Source organism: Microbacterium suaedae (assembly GCF_003254645.1).
Classification (GTDB): Bacteria; Actinomycetota; Actinomycetes; order Actinomycetales; family Microbacteriaceae; genus Microbacterium; species Microbacterium suaedae.
The window spans coordinates 77851-101181 of the sequence record NZ_PNFD01000005.1; the positions used below are offsets into that span (position 1 = coordinate 77851).

Consider the following 23331-nt stretch of genomic DNA (forward strand, 5'->3'; position numbering starts at 1 on the left):
TCGCTACCCTGGCAGCATGCAGTTCGGGCAGCACGCGGCCGCGTCGCGCACCATCATCCACATCAGCGATACTCACCTGCTTGCGGACGGGGTGCTGCTCGGTGGCCAGTACGACACCTCCGCGAACCTCCGTGCCATGCTCGCGCGGATCGAGCGCGTCGAGGGCGCGAGCGCGATCGTCGTCACCGGGGACCTCACCGATCTCGGCGAGCCCGATGCCTACCGCGAGCTGGCTCGTCTCGTCGAGCCGGTCGCGCAGCGCATGGGCGTCCCGGTCGTCTGGGTCGCCGGGAACCACGACGAGCGTCCCGCGATGCGGCGCGATCTGCTCGGCGAGGATCCGTCGCAGCGCGCCATCCGCCGTGCGTTCGATCTCGACGGGCTGCGTCTCGTCGCGCTCGACTCGACCGTTCCCGGGTGGCACCACGGCGAAATCGACGAGGAGCAGATCGCGTGGCTGCGCGAGGTGCTCTCGGAGCCCGCGCCGCTCGGGACGATCCTCGCGCTCCATCATCCGCCGCTGCCGAGCCACGTGCCGATGTTCGACATCCTCGAACTTCGGAACCAGCCGGCGCTCGCGGAGGCGCTCGACGGATCCGATGTGCGGGCGATCCTCGCGGGGCACCTGCACTATTCGATGAGCGGATCCTTCGCCGGCGTCCCGACGTTCGTCGCGGCCGCCAGCTGCTACACGATGGACGTCGCGCGCCCGGCCCGGGAGGTCAACGGAATGGACGCGGGACAGTCGTTCCACCTCGTGCATGTGTACGACGATCAGGTCACCTCGACGGTCGTGCCGGTCGACGCCGCCGATCCGGCAGATTTCTTCACGCCCGAGTGGTACGCGCGCGTCGAGGCGATGACGCCCGAGGAGCGCCTCGAGTTCTTCTCACGCAAGCGCGCCTGATCCCGGGCTCCCGGGCGAGGTCGATGCTGAGATTCGACACAGAGGCCCCCATGTCGTGCGCTCTCCCGGCCTAGTGTTGTCGACATGGAATCCGCGAAGACGCGCACCGAATCCGACTCTCTGGGCTCGCGGGAGATCCCCGCCGACGCCTACTGGGGCATCCACACTCTGCGAGCCCAGGAGAACTTCGACATCACCAAGCGACCGATCTCGGTGTATCCCGAGCTCGTCACGGCGCTCGCGATGGTCAAACAGGCCGCCGCGCGCGCCAACCGGGATCTGGGGGTGCTCGACGCCACACGCGCGGATCTCATCGACCGCGCCGCCCAGCGCATCATCGACGGCGAGTTCCACGAGGAGTTCACGGTCGGTGTCATCCAGGGCGGTGCCGGCACGTCGACGAACATGTGCGCGAACGAGGTCATCACCAACGTCGCCCTCGAGATGGCGGGCCGGGAGAAGGGCGACTACGCCTACCTCTCCCCGAACGATCACACGAACCGCTCGCAGTCGACGAACGACGTCTATCCGACGGCCGTCAAGATCGGCATCCTCCTCGCGCACGTTTCGCAGCTGGAGGAGCTCGACGAGCTGCGCAAGGCCTTCGCGCGCAAGGGCGACGAGTTCCATGACCTCCTCAAGGTCGGTCGCACCCAGCTGCAGGACGCCGTGCCGATGACCCTCGGCCAGGAGTTCCACGGTTTCGCCCACACTCTGAGCGAGGACTGGCACCGGCAGACCGACAACTCGAATCTGCTGCTCGAGATCAACATGGGCGCGACCGCCATCGGCACGGGCATCAACGTCACGCGCGGCTACGCCGAGTCGGTGCGCGCGCACCTGTCGGAGATCTCGGCCCTCCCCCTGCGCACCGCACGCGACCTCATTGAGGCGACGAGCGACACCGGCGCCTTCATGTCGTTCTCGAGCTCCATCAAGCGCACCGCGATGAAGCTGTCGAAGATCTGCAACGATCTCCGACTGCTCTCGTCGGGCCCCCAGGCCGGATTCGGCGAGATCAACCTGCCCGCGATGCAGGCGGGGTCGAGCATCATGCCTGCGAAGGTCAACCCCGTCATCCCCGAGGTCGTCAACCAGGTCGCCTTCGCGGTCGCCGGATCGGACACGACCGTCACGATGGCCGTCGAGTCGGGGCAGCTGCAGCTCAACGCGTTCGAACCCGTCATCGCGCATTCGCTGTTCCAGTCGATCATCTGGATGCGCCAGGCGATGCGCACGCTGCGCGTCAACTGCGTCGACGGGATCACCGCGAACACCGAGCGCCTCGGCGCGATGGTCGGCCAGAGCGTCGGCGTCATCACGGCGCTCACACCCTTCATCGGCTATTCGTCGGCCGCGGCGCTGGCGAAGACGGCGCTCCTCACCGGGCGCGACGTCGCCGATCTCGTGGTCGACGCGGGCCTCATGGACCGCGCCCAGGTCGAGAAGCAGCTGCGCCCCGAGCGGCTGTCGGGCCTCGAGCCCGCGACGACGGCGATTCCGGTGATCTCGCCGGAAGATCTCCCCTGACGACGAAGCGGGCCGCGCCGATCGATCGGCACGGCCCGCTCGGGGGCTCGCACGAGATCAGCCGAACAGCGCCGAGGCCTCCTCGTAGCGGTGCGCGGGTACCTCGTTGAGCTCGCCGAGGGCGTCTTCGAAGGTCACGCGCTCGATGTCGGTGCCCTTCATCGACACCATCTGGCCCCACGCGCCGTCGACGACGGCGTCAGCCGCGTGCAGGCCGAGGCGCGTCGCGAGCACCCGGTCGAAGCCGGACGGGGATCCGCCGCGCTGAATGTGGCCGAGAACGGTCGAGCGGGTCTCGATGCCCGTCTTCTGCTCGATCATCGGCGCGAGCACCTCGCTGATGCCGCCGAGGCGCGGACGGTTGAACGCGTCGAGCCCCTTGTCGGAATAGGCCTCTTCCTGCCCCGAGAGCTTGAAACCCTCGGCCACGACGACGAGCGGCGCGCGACCGCGCTCGCTCGCGGACTCGACCTGCTCGCAGATCTCCTCGATCGTGAGCGGCACCTCCGGGATGCAGATGATGTGAGCGCCCGCCGCCATGCCGGAGTGCAAAGCGATCCAGCCCACGTGGCGGCCCATGACCTCGGCTACCATGCATCGCTGGTGCGAATCACCCGTCGTGCGGAGCCGGTCCATCGCCTCTGAGGCGATGTTCACGGCCGTGTCGAACCCGAAGGAGTAGTCGGTCGCCCGGAGGTCGTTGTCGATCGTCTTCGGCACGCCGACCACGGGGACACCGTCGTTCCAGAGACGGTTCGCCGCCGCGAGCGTGCCCTCTCCGCCGATCGCGATGATGCCGTCGAGCTTGTGCCCGTACATCGTCTTCTTGATGTTCTCGGCGCCGCCGCGATCGCCCTCGTAGGGGTTCGTGCGGCTCGTCCCGAGGATCGTGCCGCCGACCTTCGACAGGCCCTTCACGTCAGCGCGCTGCAGGGGGAAGAAGTCGGCGTCGACGAGGCCGCGCCAGCCGTCGCGGATGCCGACGAAGTCGATGCCGTACTTGCGCGAGCCCTTGAGCACGGCACTACGGATGACAGCGTTGAGTCCGGGGCAGTCGCCGCCCGAAGTGAGGATCCCGATCTTCATGGTCATGAGCCTATTGGACCGGATCGTCGTGCGCACTTCCCGGCCCCGTTCCTTGCTGCCCGCGCTCTCACGCCCTTCCCTGTTGCGCGCCTGCGTCGATCAATCAGTGAGATTTTCTGTCAAATCGATTGCGCATCGTCCCTTGAGTGTGCAAAATCGATTGCACAACCTTCGATCCCGCAGCACCGACGCTGCTCGACACGACGAAGTGAGAGGTGAAGACCATGGCACGTCCCCGGATCTCGGATGTCGCCGCCGCTGCCGGCGTCTCCCCCACGACCGTGTCGCACGCGCTCAACGACACCGATGCACGCGTCGCAGCCGACACCCGTGCCCGCGTCAAGCGCATCGCCCGCGAGATCGGCTACACGCCCAGTTCCCTCGCCCGCGGCTTACGCACGCGCCGCACACGCACCGTCGGCATGATCTCCGATGTCATCGCCACGACGCCGTTCGCGGGCCAGATGCTCGCCGGTGCACAGGACGCCGCGCGCGAGAACGGGCACCTCCTGATCCTCACCGATACGGGAGACGACCGCGATGTCGAGCGCGAGGCGATCTCCGCGCTCGTCTCCCAGCAGGTCGACGCCATGATCTACGCGACGATGTGGCATCGCGCCGTCGACGTCCCGTCTGGGCTCCCGTCCGACACCGTCTTCCTCGACTGCCGCCCCGCCGACGCGTCTCACCGCAGCGTCGTCCCCGACGACCGGGCCGGAGGAGCGTCTGCGGCCCGAGAGCTCGTCGAGGCCGGACATCGACGCATCGCGTATCTCTCATCGGACGACCCGCGCGCCATCGCCGCCGATCTGCGACGCGACGGCTTCCTCGAGGTCCTCTCCGGCGCGGGCATCTCCCACGATCCGGCCCTGATTCTCCACGGAGACGGCACGACCGCAAGCGGGCGACGCCTCGCGACCGAGCTCCTCCGACTGCCCGATGATCAGCGCCCGACGGCCATGTTCTGCTTCAACGACCGCATGGCAGGCGGCGCATATCGCGCGGCGCACGACCTCGGTCTGTCGATTCCGCACGATCTGTCGGTCGTCGGCTTCGACGATCAGCAGTACCACGCCGCCGAGCAGGAGCCCCCGCTCACGACGATCGCCCTGCCCCACTACGAAATGGGCCGCTGGGCGATGGAAGTCGTTCTGGGCGTCCGTGACGCAGATCCGAAGACCAGTCACCTCATGCCCTGTCCCGTCGTGAGACGAGACTCCGTAGGCCCGCCGCCGGCGCGAAGCGCCAACCTCAGCCGACGACGGACCATTCCGAACGAGTCGGCCGCACCTGCGGCCCCCGAACCGTGATCCCGAAGGATCACACAGAAAGGAAAGCACACATGAAGCGCAGGAGCACACCCGCCTTCATCGCCACCGCTGTCGCATCAGCACTGGCGCTGACCGCATGCGGCCAGGCCGGACAGGGAGGCGAGACAGCAGCCGACGGATCCACCGAGCTCACGCTCTGGACCCACTCGGCCGGCAACGAGGCCGAACTCGCCGTCTACCAGCAGATCATCGACGACTTCAACGCCTCGCAGGACGACTACACGGTCGTCGAGGAATCCTTCCCCCAGGGTTCGTACAACGACGCGATCGTCGCGGCCGCCGCGTCGGGCGACCTCCCCTGCCTGGTCGACATGGACGGTCCGATCATGCCGAACTGGGCATGGGCGGGCTATCTGCAGCCGCTCGAGCTGCCGACCGAGCTCACGGACTCACTGCTTCCCACGGCCGTCGGCACCTACGACGACGAGATCTACTCGGCGGGCTACTGGGACGCCGCCCTGGCGATCTTCGCCCGCGAGTCCGTGCTGAACGAGCACGGGGTCCGCATCCCGACCGTCGAGGATCCGTGGACCCGCGACGAGTTCGACGACGCACTCGCGACGCTGAAAGACGCAGGCTACGAAACGCCCCTCGACATCGGCGCCGAGGACACGGGCGAGTGGTGGTCGTACGCCTACTCACCGATCATCCAGAGCTTCGGCGGCGACCTCATCGACCGATCGACTTTCCTCTCGGCAGACGGCGCCCTCAACGGTGACGCCTCCGTCGAGGCGATGACCTGGTTCCAGGGCCTGTTCGAGGACGGCTACGCGGGAAGCTCCGGCACGATCGGCAACCAGGAGTTCGTCGACGGCGACGCCGCCCTGAGCTACACCGGCGTCTGGAACGCTCTGGAATCGCTCGAGGCCTACGGTGACGATCTGCTGATCCTGCCGCCGCCCGACTTCGGCGACGGCCCGAAGATCGGTGGCGGATCCTGGCAGTTCGGCATCACGTCGAACTGCAGCGAGCAGCAGACCGAGGGCGCGCGCGACTACCTGGAGTTCAGCTTCCAGGACGAGTACATCGCCGCCTTCAGCGACGGCCAGATCGTCATCCCCGCGACCGCGAGCGCCGCCGCGCAGACGGAGTACTTCGCGGAGGGCGGTGACCTCGAGGCGTTCGCGGATCTGTCGGCGAGGTTCGCCGTGCCGCGCCCGGAGACCCCGGCATACGCCGTCATCTCGAGCGTCTTCGAGACCGCCGCGCAGGACATCATGAACGGTGCCGACGTGGGCTCGACGCTCGATCAGGCGGTCGTCGAGATCGACTCGAACATCGAGAACAACGACGGCTACGGCTTCTAATCACCGCACCGGCGGGCGGGGCGGCGACGTCCCGCCCGCCTCCGGAGACCTCCCCATGACATCCACACGCACCCGCCCGAAAGCGCGCAAGACAGACGGAGCACCCCGCGCGAGACGCGGCCAGCTCAGCACAGGAATCGGCATGGCCGCGCCCGCGGTGGTGCTGCTCCTGCTGTTCCTCATCGTCCCCGCTGTCCTCGGCTTCGGTCTGTCGTTCACCAATGCGCGCCTCATCTCCCCCAATCCGCCCCGCTTCGTGGGGCTGGACAATTTCATCCGAGCGCTCTTCGAGGATCCGGTCTTCATCCGGTCGCTCCTCAACACATTCGCCTTTGCGCTCATCGTCGTGCCTCTGCAGTCGGCCCTCGCGCTCGCGATGGCCGTGCTGATCAACCAGAAGCTCCGCGGCGTGACCTTCTTCCGCGTGATCTTCTTCGTCCCCGTCGTCACATCGATCGTGGTCGTATCCATCCTGTGGAAGCTGCTCTACCGCGACGACGGCCTCATCAACTCGTTCATCGACACCATCACGTTCGGCGCCTGGCAGGGCATGGATTGGCTGAACGACCCCCGCACTGCCATGGGTGCGATCATCGTGCTCTCGATCTGGCAGGCCGTCGGATTCCACATGGTGATCTGGCTCTCCGGCCTGCAGACGATCCCGGATGAACTGTACGAGGCAGCCCGTGTCGATGGTGCCGGCACCTGGCGCCAATTCACCAACGTGACCTGGCCGGGGCTCCGTCCCACCATGATCTTCATCCTCATCACGATCACGATCGATGCTCTGCGGCTGTTCATCCAGATCGACGTCATCACGCAGGGCGGCCCCGTCGGATCGACCTCCACGCTCGTCTATCACGCCGTGCGCAAGGGGTACAGCGAACAGGAGGTCGGCTACGGATCCGCCATCTCGCTGATCTTCTTCGTCATCGTCCTCGCGATCGCGCTCGTGCAACGGCGCCTGACCCGGGAGAAGGACTGATATGCCTGATTCGACCTCCGTCATCGTGACCGGCGAACGCGACAGCGCGCATCGGCGCCCGTCCGATGCGGCGCTGCGCCGCCGCCGGCGGGCATGGACCTACGTCGCGATGTCCGGCCTCGCGCTCTTCTTCATCGCGCCGCTCGTGTTCATGTTCGTCTCGAGCCTGAAGCCTTCGGGCCAGGTGATGTCCGACTCGAACTCGGTGCGCGCGCTGCTGCCCGTCGGCGACATCAGCCTCGACAACTACAGCGCTGTGTTCGACCGAGTCCCCGTCGGCCAGTTCCTCTTCAATTCGGTGCTCATCACCGTGTTCATCGTGGTCGGCGGACTGTTCGTGAACTCCATGGCGGGCTTCGCGCTCTCGCGCCTCGAATGGCGCGGCCGGGGCCTCGTGTTCGGCATCATCATCGCGACCCTCATCGTGCCGTTCGAGACGATCGCCGTGCCGCTCGTGTACTGGGTCTCGATGCTGCCGACCCTCGTCATGGAGGGCGGCGTCCTCAAGTACGACTTCGGGTGGCTGAACTCGTATCACGTGCAGATCGTCCCATTCATCGCCAACGCCTTCGCGGTCTTCCTGTTCACGCAGTACTTCTCAACGATCCCGAAATCACTCGACGAGGCGGCGCGCATCGACGGCGCGAGCTGGTTCATGATCTACCGCAAGCTCATCGTGCCGCTGTCGGGCCCCGCATTCGCGACCGTCGCGATCCTCACCTTCCTCCCCGCCTGGAACCAGTACCTCTGGCCCCTGATGACGGTGCAGAAAGAGGAACTGCGCCCAGTCATGATCGGCATGCAGTACTTCTTCCAGCTCAATCCCGAATGGGGTGAGGTCATGGCGTACACGTCGATGATCACGATCCCCGTTCTCGTCGTCTTCCTCGCGTTCCAGCGCGCCTTCGTCAGCAGCATCGCTGCGACGGGCGTCAAGGGCTGAACGCACCTTCCCCGAAAGGAACTCATGTTCGATCTCCCCGGCTCCTGGGTGTGGGACTACTGGTTCGCCGACGACGGCGAGCAGTACCACCTCTTCTTCCTCTATGCGTCGCGCGCCCTGCACGACCCCGACGCTCGGCACCACCGCGCGTCGATCGGTCACGCGGTCTCGACCGATCTGCGCACGTGGACGCAGGTCGAAGACGCGCTCGTGCGCAGCGACGCGCCGGCCTTCGACGACCTCGCGACCTGGACCGGATCCGTGGTCCGCCGCGATGACGGCGAATGGGTCATGTTCTACACGGGGGCGTCGCTCGACAGCTCCGGGAAGAACGTGCAGTCGATCGGGATGGCGACCTCGCCCGATCTGATGAGGTGGACGAAGCGGCCGGGGCCGATCCTCCGCGCCGCGCCGCCGCGCTACGAGACGATCGAATCGGACGCCTGGCAGGACGAGGCGTTCCGGGATCCCTGGGTCCTTCGCGATCCGGGCGGCGACGGATGGCACATGCTCATCACCGCCCGCGCACCGGAAGGCGAGGTCTTCGGACGCGGCGTCGTCGGCCACGCGACCTCACCCGACCTCGATGCGTGGACACTGCGCGAACCGCTGTCGTCCCCCTCGGCGGACGGATTCGGTCAGCTCGAGGTGCTGCAGGTCGAGGTCGTCGACGGGAGGCCCGTCCTCCTGTTCTCGTGCCTCGCCGACCACGCCACTGCCGCCCGCGGAGGCGATCGCGGGGGCACCTGGGCGGTCAACATCGATTCGCTCACCGGCCCGTACGACATCTCGGGCGCCTATCCGCTCACGGATGAGCGGCTGTACGTCGGGCGCCTGCTGCGGCGCCGCGAGGACGGCCGGTGGATGCTGTTCGCATTCCGCAACGCCGACGAGACCGGGGCCTTCGTCGGAGGCGTGACGGATCCGATGCCGGTCGAGTGGCGAGGCGATCGCCTCGTCGTCGCCGAGACCGCGGAGGCTCCGGAGCCCGCCGCGTCGTAGCGCCCCTGCCCCCTTCCCTCCCACGACGACAACGGAGTCACGTGACATGAGAAAGACCACGCGCAGCGGCATCTGTGCGCTCGCCGCGGCGGGGGTGCTCGCCGTCTCGATGACGAGCACCCCCGCCACGGCCGAGAACGCAGACGAGTACCGCGCCGAGTACCACTTCACCGTTCCGGACCATTGGAAGAACGACCCCCAGCGGCCGATCCTGATCGACGGAACCTACCACTCCTACTACCTCTACAACGGCGACTACGACGCCGATCCGGACGCCAATCACGGCACAGAATGGCGGCACGCGACGAGTCGCGACGGCGTGCGGTGGGCGGACCAGGGCGTCGCGGCCCCCAAGGACACCAACGCCAACTACGACCTCTGGTCCGGCTCGGCCGTCGTCGACGCCGAGAACACGGCCGGCTTCGGCGAGGACGCCGTCGTCATGCTCGTCACCCAGATGGATCACCCGACCGAGGCCGAGAAGGAAGACGCCTCCGGGCCGCAGGCACAGTTCCTGTGGTACTCGCTCGACGACGGATACACCTTCCGCCCGCACGGCGAGCAGCCCGTGATCCCGAACGGGGGACGCGAGCACTTCCGGGATCCGAAGGTCGTCTGGGACGACGAACGCGGCAGGTGGGTCGCGCTCATCGCGGAGGCGGACCGCATCAGCTTCTATACCTCACCCGATCTCATCGACTGGACGCGACGGTGGGAGCACGTCGACCAGGGCATCGGCATGATCGAGTGCCCTGACCTGTTCCGTATCCGCGCGGACGATGGTTCGCTCCACTGGGTGCTCGGCGTCAGCGCAAACGGCTATCTGACGGACGATCCGGCGACCTTCGCCTACTGGACGGGCGATTTCGACGGAGAGCGGTTCCACTTCGACCATGCCGAGCCCCGCTGGCTCGACAACGGCTACGACTGGTACGGCGCCGTAACGTGGCCCGACGCTTCCGCGCCGCTCGACCGGCGACTCGCCGTCGGGTGGATGAACAGCTGGGCCTATCCGCACGACACCGTCACGTGGCCTGCCGATGGCTTCAACGGCACCGACTCGATCACGCGCGAGCTCCGGCTCGTCGGCGGCGACGACGGCTACCGGCTCCTCTCCCGTCCAGCGCCCGCGCTCGACGACCATGCGACGCGGTCGGTCTCACTCGGCGACGTCGAGGTCGACGGTCACAGGGTGCTCGACTACAGCGGTGCCGCCTACCGGTTCGAGACGACAGTGTCGTGGCAGACCGCGCAGAACGTCGGGATCCAGGTGCGCCGCTCGGACGATGGGTCCCGCCACGCAGACATCGGAGCGACACGAGAATACTCATATGTGAACCGCGGCGGGACGGGGCACCCGGGCGGAGACGACACCGCCGAGAGCCGGGCGCCGCTCACCGCGGGCGAGGACGTCCGCCTCACCGTGCTCGTGGACCGCACCTCCGTCGAGCTGTTCGTTGACGGCGGCCAGCGCGTGCATTCGAATCAGGTTTTCGCGCCGCCAGAGGACGTCGGTCTCGCGCTGTACACGGTCGGTGGGTCCGCCACGTTCCGCGACGTCGTCGTGACCGAGTTCGCACCGATGGCGCCGCGCCCGGCGCGGGTGCTGAACGACTTCGAGTCCGAGAGCTGGGGCGCCGGCTGGACGGCGACAGGCTCCTTCGCAGACGCCGGCACGACAGCGTCCTCCTTCCCCGGGCAGGTCGGCGAGCGCGTCGCCGACACCTTCGCCGGGGGCGGGGACACCGCGACAGGTTCGATCACCTCCCCCGAATTCACGATCGACCGGACCCGGATCCGCTTCCTCCTCGCGGGCGGCGACGGCGCCCTCGGCGTGGAGCCGGCGACGTCGGTGCAGCTCCTGCTCGACGGCGAACCGGTACGCACGGCGACGGGACGGGACGACGCCACGCTGCGTGCGGTTGAATGGGACGTCAGCGAATACGCCGGCCGCGCAGCGCAGATTCAGATCCTCGACGACGCCACAGGCGATTGGGGCCACCTCATCGTCGACCACATCGTGCACATGGACGGAGCCGAATGAACCTCGCACCCTCGCCTGCCTCGCCACGTTCCCTCGTCATCGGCGAGGCCCTGATCGACGAGGTGCGCGCCTCCGACGGACGCACCTCGCGCACGCCGGGCGGCAGTCCCTTCAACGTCGCGATCGGCCTCGCACGGCTCGGAGTCGATGTCGGCCTCCTCGCCCACATAGGCGATGACGAGGACGGGCGGGTCCTCGCCGCACGCCTCGAGGCCGACGGCGTCACCGACGTCGGCGAGGCCCACGGCACGTCATCCGTCGCGGCGGCGCGCCTTGCAGACGATGGATCGGCCTCGTACGACTTCCAGATCAGCTGGGATCCCCGGCCGCGGCCGGAGACGTGGGAGACGCCGTGGACGCACGTCCATATCGGATCCTTCACGGCGTTCTTCGACGAGACGCTCCCGCTGCTCGAACGCGCGCTCGCGGGCTCCGCGGATCCGCTCGTGACGTTCGACCCGAACATTCGCGCCGACCTCATCGGCGAGCGCGAAGCCGCCGTCCGGCGCGTGCACGAGCTCGCCTCCTCGGCGCACATCGTGAAGCTGAGCGACGAGGACGCCGGGTGGATCTTCCCGGGCCTCCCCCTCGACGACGTCGCAACCCGCCTTCTCGCGGATGGTCCGTCGCTCGTCGCGATCACCCGCGGGGGCGAGGGATCCCTCCTCGCGACCGCCCAGGAGCGCGTCAGCCTGAAGGCACCGCGGGTCTCGGTCGTCGACACGATCGGCGCGGGCGACTCGTACATGTCGGCGCTCGCCGCGCACGTCATCGCGCGCGGCGACTCCCTCGCGGACTACGGGCGCGACGACCTCGCGGCGGCGGGCGACGCAGCCCAGCGCGCCGCGGCCATCACGGTCACGCGACGCGGCGCGAACCCGCCCACGAGCGCCGAGCTCAGCCGCCCAGCGCGTCCCGCAGCAGCGACTTGAGCGCCCCGAGCTGCACGGATTCGGTCTCGCCCTCGGCCATCTGCGCACCGTCGAGGGCGCGGGCTGCGAGCCCCTCCTTCGAATCGATGAGCTCGGCGATCCGCTGATCGATCGTGTGCGCGGCGATGATGCGCCATGCCGTGACGGGCTCGTCCTGTCCGATACGGTGTACGCGGTCGATCGCCTGCGTCTGCTCGGCGGCCGTCCAGCTCAGCTCGGCGAGCACGACGTTCGACGCCTCCTGCAGATTGACGCCGACGCCCGCCGCGGTGAGCGAGCACACGGCGATACCGATCTCGGGGTCGCCGTTGAAGGCGTCGATCGCCTTCTGACGGGCCGCCGAGCTCTGTTCACCCCGGATCGACACGGCAGGGATCCCGGCGTCGCGGAACTGCTGCTCGGCCTGGTCCATGACGTCGATGTGCTTCGCGAAGAACACGACCTTCCCGACCGAGCGCTGCAGCTGCGCGGCGTAGTCGGCCGCGAGCTGGGCCTTGCCCTGGCCGATGCGGCGCACCATCGAGAACACGTTGTCGCCGTCGGCGCCCACCGCGCGCGACTCCTCGAGCTCACCCGACGCGACGAGGTTCACGATGTCTTCATCGATCTCGCCCGGCTCGAGGCCGCGATCACCGCGGGCCTCGATGATGCGTCGGTAGCGCGCCACGAGGCGCTTCGCGAGCTCGCGCTCGGCCTGCGCGATCGAGCGACCGAACTCGTCGTCGAGCTGCACGGGCATGTCAGCGACGAGCTTGTCCGGAAGATCGCGGGCGACGTCCTTCTTGCGGCGGCGGACGATGCCCATGTCGATGACGGCCTGGCGCGCGGACGGGTAGAACGCCTTGTCGGCCGGCGTATACCCGGTGGCGTCGAGCCGCTCCATGAGCTCGGGCCCTGGCTTGGTCCCATCGGCCCAGCCGAGGAAGCGCCAGATCGCGTCGAAGTCCTCGACGTCGTTGATGAGGGGCGTGCCCGTGAGAGCCATGAGCAGCGGGTCGCCGTTCGGCGTCGTCTCTCTCACGCGCTGCGAGAGGGCGAGCACGTTCTGCGAGCGCTGCGAGGAGAGGTTCTTGATGAAGTGCGCCTCGTCCACGACCATGCCGCGCAGGCCCACCTCCGCGAGCCAGCCGAGGTGCCGGTCGAGGATCTCGTAGTTGACGATGAACACGTCGGCGAAGGCATCGACGTCTTTCCCGTCGCCCATGATGACGCTCGATCGCCGCTGCGGCGTCCAGCGCTCGACCTCGCGCGCCCAGTTCATCTTGACCACGTTGGGCACGACGACGAGGAGCGGGTAGGCATCTGCGACGGAGGCGGCGAGAACCGACTGCGCCGTCTTCCCGAGGCCCGGCTCGTCGGCGAGGAGGAAGCGGCGATGTCCGTCGCGGACGGCCTCGAGGAAGCGCGCCTGGTGCGGCATGATCTCGAAACCGCGCGGCGACAGCCGATCGAACTCGGGCACGTCGGGCAGGGGCATCGTCGCGGATCCCCCGCCCGCGCCCTGCGCGAACGACTTGTACAGCGGACCCATCAGCTCCCAGCCGTCGAGCCGTCGGCGCGGCTGCGTCACGGTCTCGAAGCGGGCGGGATCCGGCGCGAGGAACGGGTTCGATTCGATCCGTGCATCGACCTGCGGCGGGCGCACGGCGCGCTCGGCCGCGACGGCCGGCACGATCGGCTCGGCGACGGTGGGCTTCGCGTCGTCGATGACGAGCTCCTCCGGCGCGAGCTCGACGCCCGCGTCGAGCAGCCAGTCGCGGCGCATGCGCCGCGCGACAGGACTCGTCGCCTGGTCGACTTCGAGCAGCTGGATGAGGGAGGTGTCACGCGCCGCCGTCTTCGCGAGGATCGTCGCGACGCCGTCGAGCCGCTTGAGCAGCTCCGCGCGCGCCGTTGTCCCCAGAGAGTCGTCGTCCTTCACACGCGCTCGCTCCTCGCGGACGAGGAACGCGATCACCTGGAATTTGACGCGGTTCGTGGGGCCCAGCTTGTTCTTCTGGGCCTTCGCCTCAACCTCGCGCACCTTGCGCGCGAGGATCGGGATGATGGGCGCCTCGTCGTCGCGACGTGCGGACGAGGACTTCTTGCGCTGCCGCGCGGGTGCCGTAGTCGGCATGCTCCTCCTGAGCCTTCATCGCCGTGGGCTGATTCAGCCGACGGGCCGTGAGGTCGTGCATCGCGGGTCGCGGCGCCGAACCGGGTGAGGTCAGCGCGGCCGGAGAACCCGGCCAGAATGCTCCGCGGGTGACGAGGACAGTCTACGCCATTCCCGCGCGAACTCCACGACTCCGCCGGGTAGCCTGGCGATATGGCAATCGAGCTCACCGAAAAGCAGGTCGCGCAGGCGATCGACCACGCGATCCTCAAGCCCGACTTCACGCGCGCCGATGTCGACCGCGAGCTCGACATCGCGGCCGAGTGGAATGTGTTCAGCGTCTGCGTGCGCCCCTCCGACATCGCCTACGCCGTCCGCCGCCTCGACGGCACGGGCGTCGCGGTCGGGACCGTGATCGGCTTCCCTCACGGGACAACGTCCACGGCAGCCAAGGTCGCCGAGCTGCGCCAGGCGAAGGACGACGGCGCGAGCGAGTTCGACATGGTCGTCCACATCGGCGGCCTCCTCGGCGGCGAGGATGCCCGTGTCGTCGACGACATCCGCGCGGTCGTCGAGGCGGCAGATGGGTCCGTCTCGAAGGTGATCCTCGAGACGAGCTTCTTGAACGACGAACAGATCGCGCGCGGTTCCCGCCTGACGGAGCAGGGCGGCGCGACCTTCGTCAAGACGTCGACGGGCTTCGCCGGCGGTGGCGCGACGGTCGAGCACGTCTCCCTCATGCGCGCGACCGTGTCGGAGGCCGTGCAGGTGAAGGCCTCGGGCGGCGTGCGCGGACTCGAGTCGGCAGCGGCCATGCTCTCCGCGGGCGCGACGCGCCTCGGCACGAGCGCGAGCGCGACGATCCTTGGCGAGCTGCGCACGCGCCTCGCGGGCGGCGACGCAACCGCCGCCGAAGACTCCTCGAGCTACTGAACTAGCGGAGCAGGGTGCGCGCGGACTCCACGTCCGCGCGCATCTGCGCGACAAGGGGTTCAAGCCCGTCGAACGCGACCATGCCGCGGATCCGGTGGGCGAACTCGACGTCGACCGTCCGGCCGTACAGGTCGAGGTCGTCGCGATCGAGGACGTGCGCCTCGACGACCCGCTCGGGGACGTCATCGAAGGTCGGATTGGTCCCGACGGAGATCGCCGCCGGATACCGCGACCCCGTTCCGAGCTCACCCTCGGGGCGCCGGACCACGACCCATCCGGCGTACACGCCATCGGCGGGCACGAATCCCGTCAGGTCGGAGGCCAGGTTCGCGGTCGGGAAGCCCAGATCACGGCCGCGACGCAGCCCGCGCACGACGATCCCGCGCACGGCATGGTTGCGCCCGAGGAGCTTCGCCGCGCGCTGAACGTCGCCCGACGCGAGGAGGTCGCGGATCCACGTCGACGAGACGCGGCGCCCCGCATCGTCGCCGGCGGATCCGCTCGCGACGTCGGACATCACGTGGACAGTGAATCCGTGTTCGACGCCCAGGCGCCGAAGCAGATCGACGTCCCCCTCGCCGCGATACCCGAACCGGAAGTCCTCGCCCACGAGCACGCGCTGCGCGTGCAGCGCCGCAACGAGGTGTCGGACGACGAACTCCTCCGGCGGCAGCGACGCGAGCGCCGCGTCGAAGCGCAGCACGAGCGCCGCGTCGAGGCCCGTCGCAGACAGCAGGTCGATCTTCTGCTCGACGCCGACGAGCGACTCCGGGCAGCGCTCTGGCGCGATCGTCGCGAGCGGGTTCCGGTCGAACGTGACGGCGACGGTCGTCGCGTCGCAGGACGCGGCGTCGACGAGGAGCCGGTCGATGATCGCGCGGTGACCGGCGTGCAATCCGTCGAACTTGCCGATCGCCACCACCGTTCGCCCGATGTCGGCAGGAACCTCGGCGACGTCACGCAGGACGATCATGCCGGTGCCTCTGCGGGGCTCGGCCGGTGCGACGAGAGATACCAGATGCCGACGAACGGCAGCACGAGCGGAATCCACACATACCCCTGCCCGTAGAGCGACCACACGGTCGCATCGGCGTGGAAGACGTCCGCGACGGCCCAGCTGAGCGTGCCGATGACCAGCACCCCGACGAGTTCGAAGATCACGGCGACCCAGGCGACGCGGTACCAGGAGGCGCTCTTCGACAGCAGGAGCGCGACCGTCGCGAGGATGTACACGGCCGCGGCCGCAGCGCTCAGCAGATACGGGATCGGAGCCTGGTCGAACCGCGCGGCGATCTGGACGAACGAGCGCCCCGTCGCGGCGAGGGCCATCACGGCGTACACGAAGGTGAGCACCGTGCCGATGCCGGTGATGCGGCGCGATGTGCGGGTGTCAGACATAGCGGGATCCAGCTTAGTGTTCCGCACCTGACGGACGGCCGCTCACGCCGCGGGGAGCACCGTCCAGATCACGTGCATGCGATAGACCATGACGGCGACGGCGAGGGCGAGCACACCCATGACGACGACGCTCCACCGGCCGCGGTCCACGAACGCCCAGACGATGCCGCCGATCGGGAGGATCGCCGCCGAGACGAGGTAGGTCCAGAACTCGAGGAGGTCCCCCACCGCGGCGTTCCCCACGAAGGGAGCGACGATCGCGATGACGATCTGCGCGACGAGGAGAAGCTGAACGAGGGCCAGGGATCCGACGGAGACGTCTCCGGGGCGTCTGCCCGCAAGCCCCAGAATGATGCAGAGAATTCCGGCCGCTCCCGCGACCGCGATCTGGACGACCGTGTACCCGAGGATCATCGGGCAGTCCCCGGCTGCGGCTCGGGCATGTTCATGACGCTCTTCATCGCGCCGCCGCGCCGTTCGACGACGCCGATGAGCGCGCCGTCGGGATCGATCGCGGCGCGCGGACCGTCGAAGGAATCGGGCGCCTCGACGCGCTTTCCGTGGCGCAGATCGCGGGCGATATCGCTCGTGACGTCGAGATCGCCGAGCACGCGCCGGGCCGCGTCCGCGGGGGTGACCAGCTCGGCGTCTTCGAGCTCGTCGGCGCCCGGTGCGCCCGCGACGTCGAAGGACCCGATCCGAGTACGGCGCAGCATCGTGAGGTGTCCGCCCACGCCGAGCGCGGCACCGAGGTCGCGTGCAAGCGCGCGAATGTACGTCCCTGAGGAGCAGTCGACCTCCACGTCGACGTCGACGACGCCATCCCCGTGACGTACAGCGGAGACCTCGAAGCGCGAGACGACGACATCGCGCGCCTTCAGCTCGACCTCCTCGCCGGCGCGCACCCGGTCGTACGCCCGTCGGCCGTCGACCTTGATCGCCGAGACGGCGCTCGGCACCTGCGAGATCGCCCCGGTGAGGGCGGCGACCCCGTCTCGGATCCGCTCCTCGGTCACGTCGGCGACCGCCTCAGCGGACGCGGTGACGTCGACGTCACCGTCTGCGTCGTCGGTCGTCGTCGTCTGTCCGAGGCGGATCGTCGCACGATAGGTCTTGTCGAGGCCGACGATGAAGGTCAGCAGACGCGTCGCAGCCTCGACCCCGACGATCAGCAGGCCCGTCGCCATCGGGTCGAGCGTGCCCGCGTGCCCGACCTTGCGCGTTCCTCGCGCGCGGCGCGCGCGGGCGACCACGTCGTGACTGGTGATTCCCGCGGGCTTGTCGACGAGGAGGATCCCGGATTCGGCCATGTCCGCCAGCTTATTCTGGGTCGATGTCTGCATCCTCCGAACCGGCCCTCCGCATCGCCCGCCTCCGTGACATCGACCCGGTCGTGCTCTACCGGCTGCTGCGACTGCGCGTCGACGTGTTCGTCGTCGAGCAGGAGTGTCCCTACCCGGAACTCGACGGACGCGATCTCGAGGCCGACGCGCGCATGATGTGGATCGAACGGGACGGCGAGGTTCTCGCGAGCCTGCGACTGCTGAACGACGGCGATGACGCCCGGATCGGACGTGTCGTCACGGACCCCCGCGGACGCGGGCGCGGAAATGCGGCGCGACTCATGCGAGAGGCGATGCGGATCTCAGCACCGCGCTCGGTGCGCCTCGACGCGCAAGCGCATCTGGTCGACTGGTACGCCCGCTTCGACTTCACGCCATCGGGAGCTGAATTCCTCGAAGACGGCATCCCCCACGTTCCGATGATCGCCCGGTCTCAGGCGCAGGGCTCGTAGGCCGGCTCCTCGCCCGAGATCACGGACACCGACACGGCGCCGTCGTAGCCATCGAGGTAGGTGAACACGAGCGTGCTCGTCCCATCGTCGTCGGCGATCTCGACGAACGACCGATCCGCGATCGCCGAACTCGATTCCACGGCCGAGTCGTACGTGCCGAGCACCTGCGACTTCGTCGAACCGACCCCGAGATCTTCCGCCGTGCGCGGCCCGACACCCATCGTGTCACCGTTCCAACCGACGGTGACCTCGACGATCCCACCCGAGTCGGCGTCGCCGTCCTCGAGGATCATGACGTCATAGGCGTTGTCCTCGGAGAACCCGTAGGCGACGCCGTCGCAGTCGAGCGGGCCGATGCCCGTGGCCCGGATCTCGTCGAGCGTCTCGTCGTAGTCCGCAGCGATCTCGACAGGACCGACCGCGTTCTCCGTCACGACCCACGAATCGGTGTCCGCGGGGTCGTTCGCCTCCTCGATCTCGGGCGTCGCCGTCGGGGTCGGCAGAGCCGACGACCCGAGTGAGGACATCGCCGAAGGCGTGGTCTGCTCGGGAACCGTGGGAACATCCGTCGTGCACGCCGCCAGCGCTCCCGCGGCCAGGATCGACACCGTTGCGACGGCGCCGACACGGCGCGCGCGGGGATGCGTCATGGTCTCTCCGGGGGGGGATCGAGCGAACGGTGGCAGAGGGCTCTCAGCGAGACTACGCGGCGAATGACACGAGATGGTCACGAAAGCCCTCGTCAATGCAACCGTTCGATCACGATCGCTCCGATCTAGAATGTTCGGATGCCCGACTCTCCCCTCGCCGACGCACTCGCGCCGTGGTATCGACGCGAAGCGCGCGATCTCCCGTGGCGGCGCCCCGGCTTCGGTGCGTGGGGCACGCTCGTGAGCGAGTTCATGCTGCAGCAGACGCCCGTCGCGCGCGTCATCCCTCGGCTCGAGACGTGGCTCGCACGGTGGCCGACTCCCACGGATCTCGCAGCTTCCGCGCCCGCGGACGCCGTCACGCAGTGGGCCGATCTCGGCTATCCGCGTCGCGCCCTCTGGCTGCACAGCGCAGCCATCGAGATCCGCGACCGCCATGCGGGTGTCGTGCCGCGCGATGTCGACGCGCTTCTGGCTCTCACGGGCATCGGTGACTACACGGCGCGAGCCGTCGCGGTCTTCGCATACGGTGACCGCCATCCGGTCGTCGACACGAATACCCGCCGGGTGCTGGCGCGCGCACTCGACGGGAAAGCCCATCCGGGCACCGCACACCGTCGCGACCTCACGCAGATGGCGTCGATCCTGCCCGAGCCCGCCGCCGAGGCGGCGGTCGTGAACGCCGCCGCGATGGAACTCGGACAGACGGTGTGCACAGCGCGATCCCCGCGGTGCGACGCGTGCCCCATCCGACACCACTGCGCGTGGGTTGCGGCGGGATCTCCGTGGACGGAGGACACGCGACGAAAGCAGGCCCGCTACGAGGGAAGCGACCGGCAGGCGCGCGGGCGCGCGCTGAAGGCGCTGCGGGCCTCGGATCCGGACCCGCTCCCCCAGGACGTTCTACTCGCTGACTGGCCGGATCGCGCGCAACGGGATCGGGCGATCGCGTCGCTGTTCGACGACGGGCTCATCGCATCGGACGGCGAGCTCGTGTCGCTGCCGCGCTGACGGTCAGTCTTCGTCCTCGTCGGCGCGCCGATAGGGATCCTCTTCGCCCGCATACTGCGCGTTCGCCGCCAGGCCGTGCACCTGCTCGTCGCGTTCGCGCGCCTGACGCAGCAGATCGGACAGGTGCGACGCCTCCTCGGGAAGCGCGTCGGCGATGAACTCGAGCGTCGGCGTCAGCCGCGTGTTGAGCTGTCGCCCGACCTCGCTGCGGAGCATGCCCGTCGCGGCTCGCAACGCGGCGGCGGTGCCCTCGCGTTCCTCGTCCGTGCCGTAGACCGTGTAGAAGACGCTGGCGTTCTGCAGATCACCCGTGACGCGCACATCGGTGATCGTGACGAAGCCCAGCCGCGGGTCGCGAAGACCCTTCTGCAGCCGCTCCGACAGGATCACGCGGATGCGGTCGGCGACGCGCGCCTGCCGTTCGAAACCAGACATGATGTTCCTTTCCCCAGACGATCCTGCCGGGTGACCCGAGAAAGGGCCACCCGGCAGGTTCGATCCATGCGAGATCCGCGTCAGTCGCGGGGCTTCTCGACCATCTCGATCGTCTCGATCTCGTCGCCGATCTGGATGTCGTTGTGCTTGCCGAGACCGATACCGGCCTCGAAGTCGGTCTTGACCTCGGTCACGTCGTCCTTGAAGCGACGCAGCGACTCGATAGCCAGACCATCGGCGAGCACGACCCCGTCGCGGATCACGCGCGCCTTGGCGTTGCGCGTGATGGTTCCGCTGCGGACGATGACACCCGCGATGTTGCCGAACTTCGAGGAGCGGAACACCTCGCGGATCTCGGCGACACCGGACTGGACCTCTTCGTACTCGGGCTTGAGCATGCCCTTGAGCGAAGCCTCGACGTCATCGATCGCGTTGTAGATGACGTTGTAGAAGCGCGTGTCCACGCCCTCGCGCTGCGCGGCCTCGCGTGCCTTCGTATCCGGACGCACGTTGAAGCCGAGCACGATCGCGTTGTCGATCGTGGCGAGGTTGATGTCGCTCTCGGTGATCGCGCCGACGCCACGGTGGATGATCCGCAGCTGCACGCTGTCGTCGACCTCGATCTTGAGCAGCGCCTCCTCGAGCGCCTCGACGGCACCCGAGACGTCGCCCTTGATGATGAGGTTGAGCGACTCGACCTTGCCCTCTTCGAGTGCCTTGGTGAAGTCCTCCAGCGACATGCGCTTGCGGGCCTTCGCCAGGGCCGCGTTGCGCTCGACGGCCTCGCGCTTCTCGGCGATCTGACGTGCGGTTCGGTCGTCCTCGGGAACGAGGAACAGATCGCCCGCGCGCGGGACCGAGTTGAGGCCCTGCACCTGGACGGGACGCGACGGAGCCGCCTCCTTCACGCGCTCACCGTGCTCGTCGATCATGGCGCGTACGCGGCCGAAGGCCGTGCCCGCGACGATCGGGTCGCCGACGCGGAGCGTTCCGCCCTGCACGAGGACAGTCGCAACCGATCCGCGGCCCTTGTCGAGCTTCGCCTCGATCGCGATTCCGCGTGCTTCCTTGTGGGGGTTCGCACGAAGGTCGAGACCCGCGTCGGCCGTGAGGAGAACGGCGTCCAGAAGCTCCTGGATGCCCAGGTTGTCGCGTGCCGAGACATCGACGAACATGACGTCTCCGCCGTATTCCTCGGCCACCACGCCGTACTCGGTGAGCTGCGAGCGCACCTTGGCGGGGTTGGCATCGGGCTTGTCGACCTTGTTGACCGCAACGACGATCGGCACATCTGCCGCCTGCGCGTGGTTCAGCGCCTCGACCGTCTGCGGCATGATGCCGTCGTCGGCCGCGACGACGAGGATCGCGATATCGGTGACATCGGCACCGCGGGCACGCATGGCCGTGAAGGCCTCGTGACCGGGGGTGTCGATGAACGTGATCGCGCGATCGTGTTCCTCGTGCTCGGTCCAGATCTGGTAGGCGCCGATGTGCTGGGTGATGCCGCCGGCTTCGCCCTCGATCACGGTCGTGTGACGGATCGCGTCAAGAAGTCGCGTCTTTCCGTGATCGACGTGACCCATGACCGTAACTACCGGAGGACGGATCTCGAGGTTCTCGTCGTCCTCCTCGAGCTCTTCCTGCTCGAGGTTGAGTCCGAAGCTCTCGAGGAGCTCCTTGTCCTCGTCCTCGGGCGAGACGATCTCGACCTTGTAGCCGATCTCGGCGCCGAGCACCTCGAACGTCGATTCGTCGAGCGACTCGGTCGCCGTCGCCATCTCACCGAGATGGAACAGCACCGTCACGAGGTTGCCGGGCTGGACCGGAACGCCGTGCATCTGCTCGAGCTTCTCGGCGAAGTCGGAGATCGATGCACCGCGCCGCATCCGGATGATGGTGTCGCCATCGCCCTTGGGAACCTTGACGCCGCCGACGACGGGCGCCTGGCGCATCTCGAATTCCTGGCGCTTCGCGCGACGCGACTTGCGCTGGCGAGACTTACCGCCCCCCTTTCCGAATGCGCCGGCCGTACCACCGCGGCGACCACCCGGACCGGGACGACCGCCGAAGCCGCCACCCGGACGGAAACCGCCACCGGCACCGGGACCGCCACCAGGACCGCCGCCGGGGCGCTGCTGGAACGGTGCTCCGCCGCCCGGACGACCTCCGCCGCCGGGACGACCGCGACCGCCGCCACCGGGACGACCCGGCTTCGGAGCGCCGGGACGTGGGGCCTGCGGCTTCGGGGGGCGGGGGATGTTGCCAGGAGTCGGACGCTGGCCCATTCCCTGCGACGAGGAGTAGGGGTTGTTGCCCGGGCGCGGTCCGCCGGGGCGCTTGCCCATCCCCTGCGAGGAGGCGAACGGATTGTTGCCGGGGCGTGCCTGACCGGGCTTGGGGGCACCGGACTTGGCGCCACCACCGGGCTTCGGAGCACCGGGCTTGGGCCCGCCGGGCTTCGGCGCACCCTGCGCGGCCGCATCCGGCTTCGGCGCGGCGCTGCCGGGCGACGGAGCGGAGCTGCCGGGGCTCGGCGCGGCACTGCCGGGGCTCGGAGCGGAGCTGCCGGGCGACGGAGCGGAACTGCCGGGGCTCGGCGCAGCGCTACCCGGCGACGGAGCCTCGGACTTCTTCTGACCGGGCTTCGGACCCGGCGTCGGGGCGCCCGACTTCGCACGACCGGCCCCCAGTGTCGGGGCGCCAGGCTTCGCGCCAGGCTTCTTGGCCTCGGCGGGCTTCGCTCCGCCTTCGGACTCGAACGCAGCGCGCAGCTTGCGCGCGACGGGCGGTTCAACGGTCGACGACGGGCTCTTCACGAACTCGCCGAGCTCCTTGAGCTTCGCGAGCGCCGTCTTGCTGTCAACGCCGAGTTCGGCCGCGATCTCATGTACGCGTGGTTTTGCCACAATTCTCCTGTCTGGGCGAGGCTGCCCAGACAGGGCAGACC

Annotated in this window: 21 protein-coding genes; 12 read left to right on the plus strand and 9 right to left on the minus strand. The window is 68.6% G+C overall.

The window, feature by feature from the left end; all coding sequences use genetic code 11:
* Window positions 1-16: 16 nt before the first annotated feature.
* Together C0012_RS14330 and C0012_RS14335 are read left to right on the plus strand one after the other, a co-directional pair.
* Window positions 17-907 (plus strand): phosphodiesterase, encoded by an 891-nt coding sequence (locus tag C0012_RS14330; RefSeq protein WP_110590315.1) that lies wholly within the window; start codon window positions 17-19, stop codon window positions 905-907.
* An 84-nt stretch (window positions 908-991) separates the two neighbouring features.
* The gene (locus tag C0012_RS14335) at window positions 992-2437 is read left to right on the plus strand and encodes an aspartate ammonia-lyase (protein WP_110590314.1); all 1446 of its coding nucleotides are present in this window, start codon (window positions 992-994) and stop codon (window positions 2435-2437) included.
* Window positions 2438-2494: 57 nt separating this feature from the next.
* Here C0012_RS14335 and C0012_RS14340 read toward each other — a convergent pair whose 3' ends face one another.
* Entirely contained in the window at window positions 2495-3523 is a 1029-nt protein-coding gene (locus tag C0012_RS14340; protein ID WP_110590383.1) for a 6-phosphofructokinase, read from the minus strand.
* A gap of 224 nt (window positions 3524-3747) precedes the next feature.
* Between C0012_RS14340 and C0012_RS14345 the strand changes: the two genes are divergently transcribed.
* The 7 genes from C0012_RS14345 (at window position 3748) to C0012_RS14375 (ending at window position 12067) form a co-directional block, all read left to right on the plus strand.
* Window positions 3748-4833, plus strand: coding sequence for a LacI family DNA-binding transcriptional regulator (locus tag C0012_RS14345; RefSeq protein WP_110590313.1), 1086 nt, complete (start codon window positions 3748-3750; stop codon window positions 4831-4833).
* Window positions 4834-4865: 32 nt separating this feature from the next.
* Window positions 4866-6161, plus strand: coding sequence for a sugar ABC transporter substrate-binding protein (locus C0012_RS14350; RefSeq protein ID WP_110590312.1), 1296 nt, complete (start codon window positions 4866-4868; stop codon window positions 6159-6161).
* A gap of 142 nt (window positions 6162-6303) precedes the next feature.
* A complete protein-coding gene (locus tag C0012_RS14355; RefSeq protein WP_110590311.1) occupies window positions 6304-7146 on the plus strand; it encodes a carbohydrate ABC transporter permease in 843 nt (280 codons plus the stop codon).
* Between the two features lie 109 nt (window positions 7147-7255).
* Window positions 7256-8089 (plus strand): carbohydrate ABC transporter permease, encoded by an 834-nt coding sequence (locus C0012_RS14360; protein ID WP_232527954.1) that lies wholly within the window; start codon window positions 7256-7258, stop codon window positions 8087-8089.
* 24 nt (window positions 8090-8113) lie between these two features.
* Window positions 8114-9091 carry a glycoside hydrolase family protein gene (locus C0012_RS14365; protein WP_110590309.1) on the plus strand — a complete coding sequence of 326 codons (978 nt, stop codon included), beginning with the start codon at window positions 8114-8116 and terminating at the stop codon, window positions 9089-9091.
* Window positions 9092-9137: 46 nt separating this feature from the next.
* Entirely contained in the window at window positions 9138-11135 is a 1998-nt protein-coding gene (locus tag C0012_RS14370) for a glycoside hydrolase family 32 protein (protein ID WP_110590308.1), read from the plus strand.
* Window positions 11132-12067, plus strand: a complete 936-nt coding sequence (locus tag C0012_RS14375; RefSeq protein WP_162621948.1) for a PfkB family carbohydrate kinase — start codon at window positions 11132-11134, stop codon at window positions 12065-12067. The genes C0012_RS14370 and C0012_RS14375 overlap by 4 nt, the downstream gene beginning before the upstream one ends.
* Here C0012_RS14375 and C0012_RS14380 read toward each other — a convergent pair.
* Window positions 12033-14183: a DEAD/DEAH box helicase gene (locus C0012_RS14380; protein WP_110590306.1), complete on the minus strand. Its 2151-nt coding sequence runs from the start codon at window positions 14181-14183 to the stop codon at window positions 12033-12035. The genes C0012_RS14375 and C0012_RS14380 overlap by 35 nt on opposite strands.
* A 192-nt stretch (window positions 14184-14375) precedes the next feature.
* Here C0012_RS14380 and deoC point away from each other — a divergent pair, with 192 nt between their 5' ends.
* Window positions 14376-15095: a deoxyribose-phosphate aldolase gene (deoC, locus tag C0012_RS14385; RefSeq protein WP_110590305.1), complete on the plus strand. Its 720-nt coding sequence runs from the start codon at window positions 14376-14378 to the stop codon at window positions 15093-15095.
* A gap of 1 nt (window position 15096) precedes the next feature.
* Here the strand turns inward: deoC and C0012_RS14390 are convergent, their stop codons facing one another.
* The 4 genes from C0012_RS14390 to truB are packed head-to-tail and all read right to left on the minus strand — an operon-like array spanning window position 15097 to window position 17803.
* Window positions 15097-16068: a bifunctional riboflavin kinase/FAD synthetase gene (locus tag C0012_RS14390; RefSeq protein ID WP_110590304.1), complete on the minus strand. Its 972-nt coding sequence runs from the start codon at window positions 16066-16068 to the stop codon at window positions 15097-15099.
* Window positions 16065-16493 (minus strand): hypothetical protein, encoded by a 429-nt coding sequence (locus tag C0012_RS14395; RefSeq protein WP_110590303.1) that lies wholly within the window; start codon window positions 16491-16493, stop codon window positions 16065-16067. The genes C0012_RS14390 and C0012_RS14395 overlap by 4 nt, the downstream gene beginning before the upstream one ends.
* 42 nt (window positions 16494-16535) lie before the next feature.
* On the minus strand, window positions 16536-16907 hold the full coding sequence (locus tag C0012_RS14400) for a hypothetical protein (protein ID WP_110590302.1): 372 nt from the start codon (window positions 16905-16907) through the stop codon (window positions 16536-16538).
* Complete coding sequence (gene truB / locus C0012_RS14405) at window positions 16904-17803, minus strand: tRNA pseudouridine(55) synthase TruB (RefSeq protein WP_110590301.1); 900 nt, start codon at window positions 17801-17803, stop codon at window positions 16904-16906. The genes C0012_RS14400 and truB overlap by 4 nt, the downstream gene beginning before the upstream one ends.
* A gap of 23 nt (window positions 17804-17826) precedes the next feature.
* Between truB and C0012_RS14410 the strand changes: the two genes are divergently transcribed.
* Window positions 17827-18288, plus strand: a complete 462-nt coding sequence (locus C0012_RS14410; RefSeq protein WP_110590300.1) for a GNAT family N-acetyltransferase — start codon at window positions 17827-17829, stop codon at window positions 18286-18288.
* Here C0012_RS14410 and C0012_RS14415 read toward each other — a convergent pair.
* Entirely contained in the window at window positions 18270-18938 is a 669-nt protein-coding gene (locus tag C0012_RS14415) for a hypothetical protein (protein WP_110590299.1), read from the minus strand. The two genes, C0012_RS14410 and C0012_RS14415, sit on opposite strands and share 19 nt — an antisense overlap.
* A gap of 138 nt (window positions 18939-19076) precedes the next feature.
* Between C0012_RS14415 and C0012_RS14420 the strand changes: the two genes are divergently transcribed.
* Window positions 19077-19949, plus strand: coding sequence for an HhH-GPD family protein (locus C0012_RS14420; RefSeq protein WP_110590298.1), 873 nt, complete (start codon window positions 19077-19079; stop codon window positions 19947-19949).
* Between the two features lie 3 nt (window positions 19950-19952).
* On the opposite strand, the gene rbfA is transcribed toward C0012_RS14420, so the two are convergent.
* Both rbfA and infB read right to left on the minus strand, forming a co-directional pair.
* Window positions 19953-20384, minus strand: coding sequence for a 30S ribosome-binding factor RbfA (rbfA, locus tag C0012_RS14425; RefSeq protein WP_110590297.1), 432 nt, complete (start codon window positions 20382-20384; stop codon window positions 19953-19955).
* A gap of 80 nt (window positions 20385-20464) precedes the next feature.
* A complete protein-coding gene (infB, locus tag C0012_RS14430; protein ID WP_110590296.1) occupies window positions 20465-23290 on the minus strand; it encodes a translation initiation factor IF-2 in 2826 nt (941 codons plus the stop codon).
* Window positions 23291-23331: the final 41 nt, after the last annotated feature.

What these genes read in the sequence shown, in the direction of transcription:
- C0012_RS14335 (WP_110590314.1), top strand. Translation starts at nt 992, where the DNA reads ATGGAATCCGCGAAGACGCGCACCGAATCCGACTCTCTGGGCTCGCGG.
- C0012_RS14365 (WP_110590309.1), top strand. Translation starts at nt 8,114, where the DNA reads ATGTTCGATCTCCCCGGCTCCTGGGTGTGGGACTACTGGTTCGCCGAC.
- C0012_RS14360 (WP_232527954.1), top strand. Translation starts at nt 7,256, where the DNA reads ATGTCCGGCCTCGCGCTCTTCTTCATCGCGCCGCTCGTGTTCATGTTC.
- C0012_RS14390 (WP_110590304.1), bottom strand. Translation starts at nt 16,068, where the DNA reads ATGATCGTCCTGCGTGACGTCGCCGAGGTTCCTGCCGACATCGGGCGA.
- C0012_RS14340 (WP_110590383.1), bottom strand. Translation starts at nt 3,523, where the DNA reads ATGAAGATCGGGATCCTCACTTCGGGCGGCGACTGCCCCGGACTCAAC.
- C0012_RS14410 (WP_110590300.1), top strand. Translation starts at nt 17,827, where the DNA reads ATGTCTGCATCCTCCGAACCGGCCCTCCGCATCGCCCGCCTCCGTGAC.
- C0012_RS14400 (WP_110590302.1), bottom strand. Translation starts at nt 16,907, where the DNA reads ATGATCCTCGGGTACACGGTCGTCCAGATCGCGGTCGCGGGAGCGGCC.
- C0012_RS14415 (WP_110590299.1), bottom strand. Translation starts at nt 18,938, where the DNA reads ATGACGCATCCCCGCGCGCGCCGTGTCGGCGCCGTCGCAACGGTGTCG.
- truB (WP_110590301.1), bottom strand. Translation starts at nt 17,803, where the DNA reads ATGGCCGAATCCGGGATCCTCCTCGTCGACAAGCCCGCGGGAATCACC.
- deoC (WP_110590305.1), top strand. Translation starts at nt 14,376, where the DNA reads ATGGCAATCGAGCTCACCGAAAAGCAGGTCGCGCAGGCGATCGACCAC.
- C0012_RS14355 (WP_110590311.1), top strand. Translation starts at nt 6,304, where the DNA reads ATGGCCGCGCCCGCGGTGGTGCTGCTCCTGCTGTTCCTCATCGTCCCC.
- C0012_RS14370 (WP_110590308.1), top strand. Translation starts at nt 9,138, where the DNA reads ATGAGAAAGACCACGCGCAGCGGCATCTGTGCGCTCGCCGCGGCGGGG.
- rbfA (WP_110590297.1), bottom strand. Translation starts at nt 20,384, where the DNA reads ATGTCTGGTTTCGAACGGCAGGCGCGCGTCGCCGACCGCATCCGCGTG.
- C0012_RS14395 (WP_110590303.1), bottom strand. Translation starts at nt 16,493, where the DNA reads ATGTCTGACACCCGCACATCGCGCCGCATCACCGGCATCGGCACGGTG.
- C0012_RS14345 (WP_110590313.1), top strand. Translation starts at nt 3,748, where the DNA reads ATGGCACGTCCCCGGATCTCGGATGTCGCCGCCGCTGCCGGCGTCTCC.
- C0012_RS14330 (WP_110590315.1), top strand. Translation starts at nt 17, where the DNA reads ATGCAGTTCGGGCAGCACGCGGCCGCGTCGCGCACCATCATCCACATC.
- C0012_RS14375 (WP_162621948.1), top strand. Translation starts at nt 11,132, where the DNA reads ATGAACCTCGCACCCTCGCCTGCCTCGCCACGTTCCCTCGTCATCGGC.
- C0012_RS14350 (WP_110590312.1), top strand. Translation starts at nt 4,866, where the DNA reads ATGAAGCGCAGGAGCACACCCGCCTTCATCGCCACCGCTGTCGCATCA.
- C0012_RS14380 (WP_110590306.1), bottom strand. Translation starts at nt 14,183, where the DNA reads ATGCCGACTACGGCACCCGCGCGGCAGCGCAAGAAGTCCTCGTCCGCA.
- C0012_RS14420 (WP_110590298.1), top strand. Translation starts at nt 19,077, where the DNA reads ATGCCCGACTCTCCCCTCGCCGACGCACTCGCGCCGTGGTATCGACGC.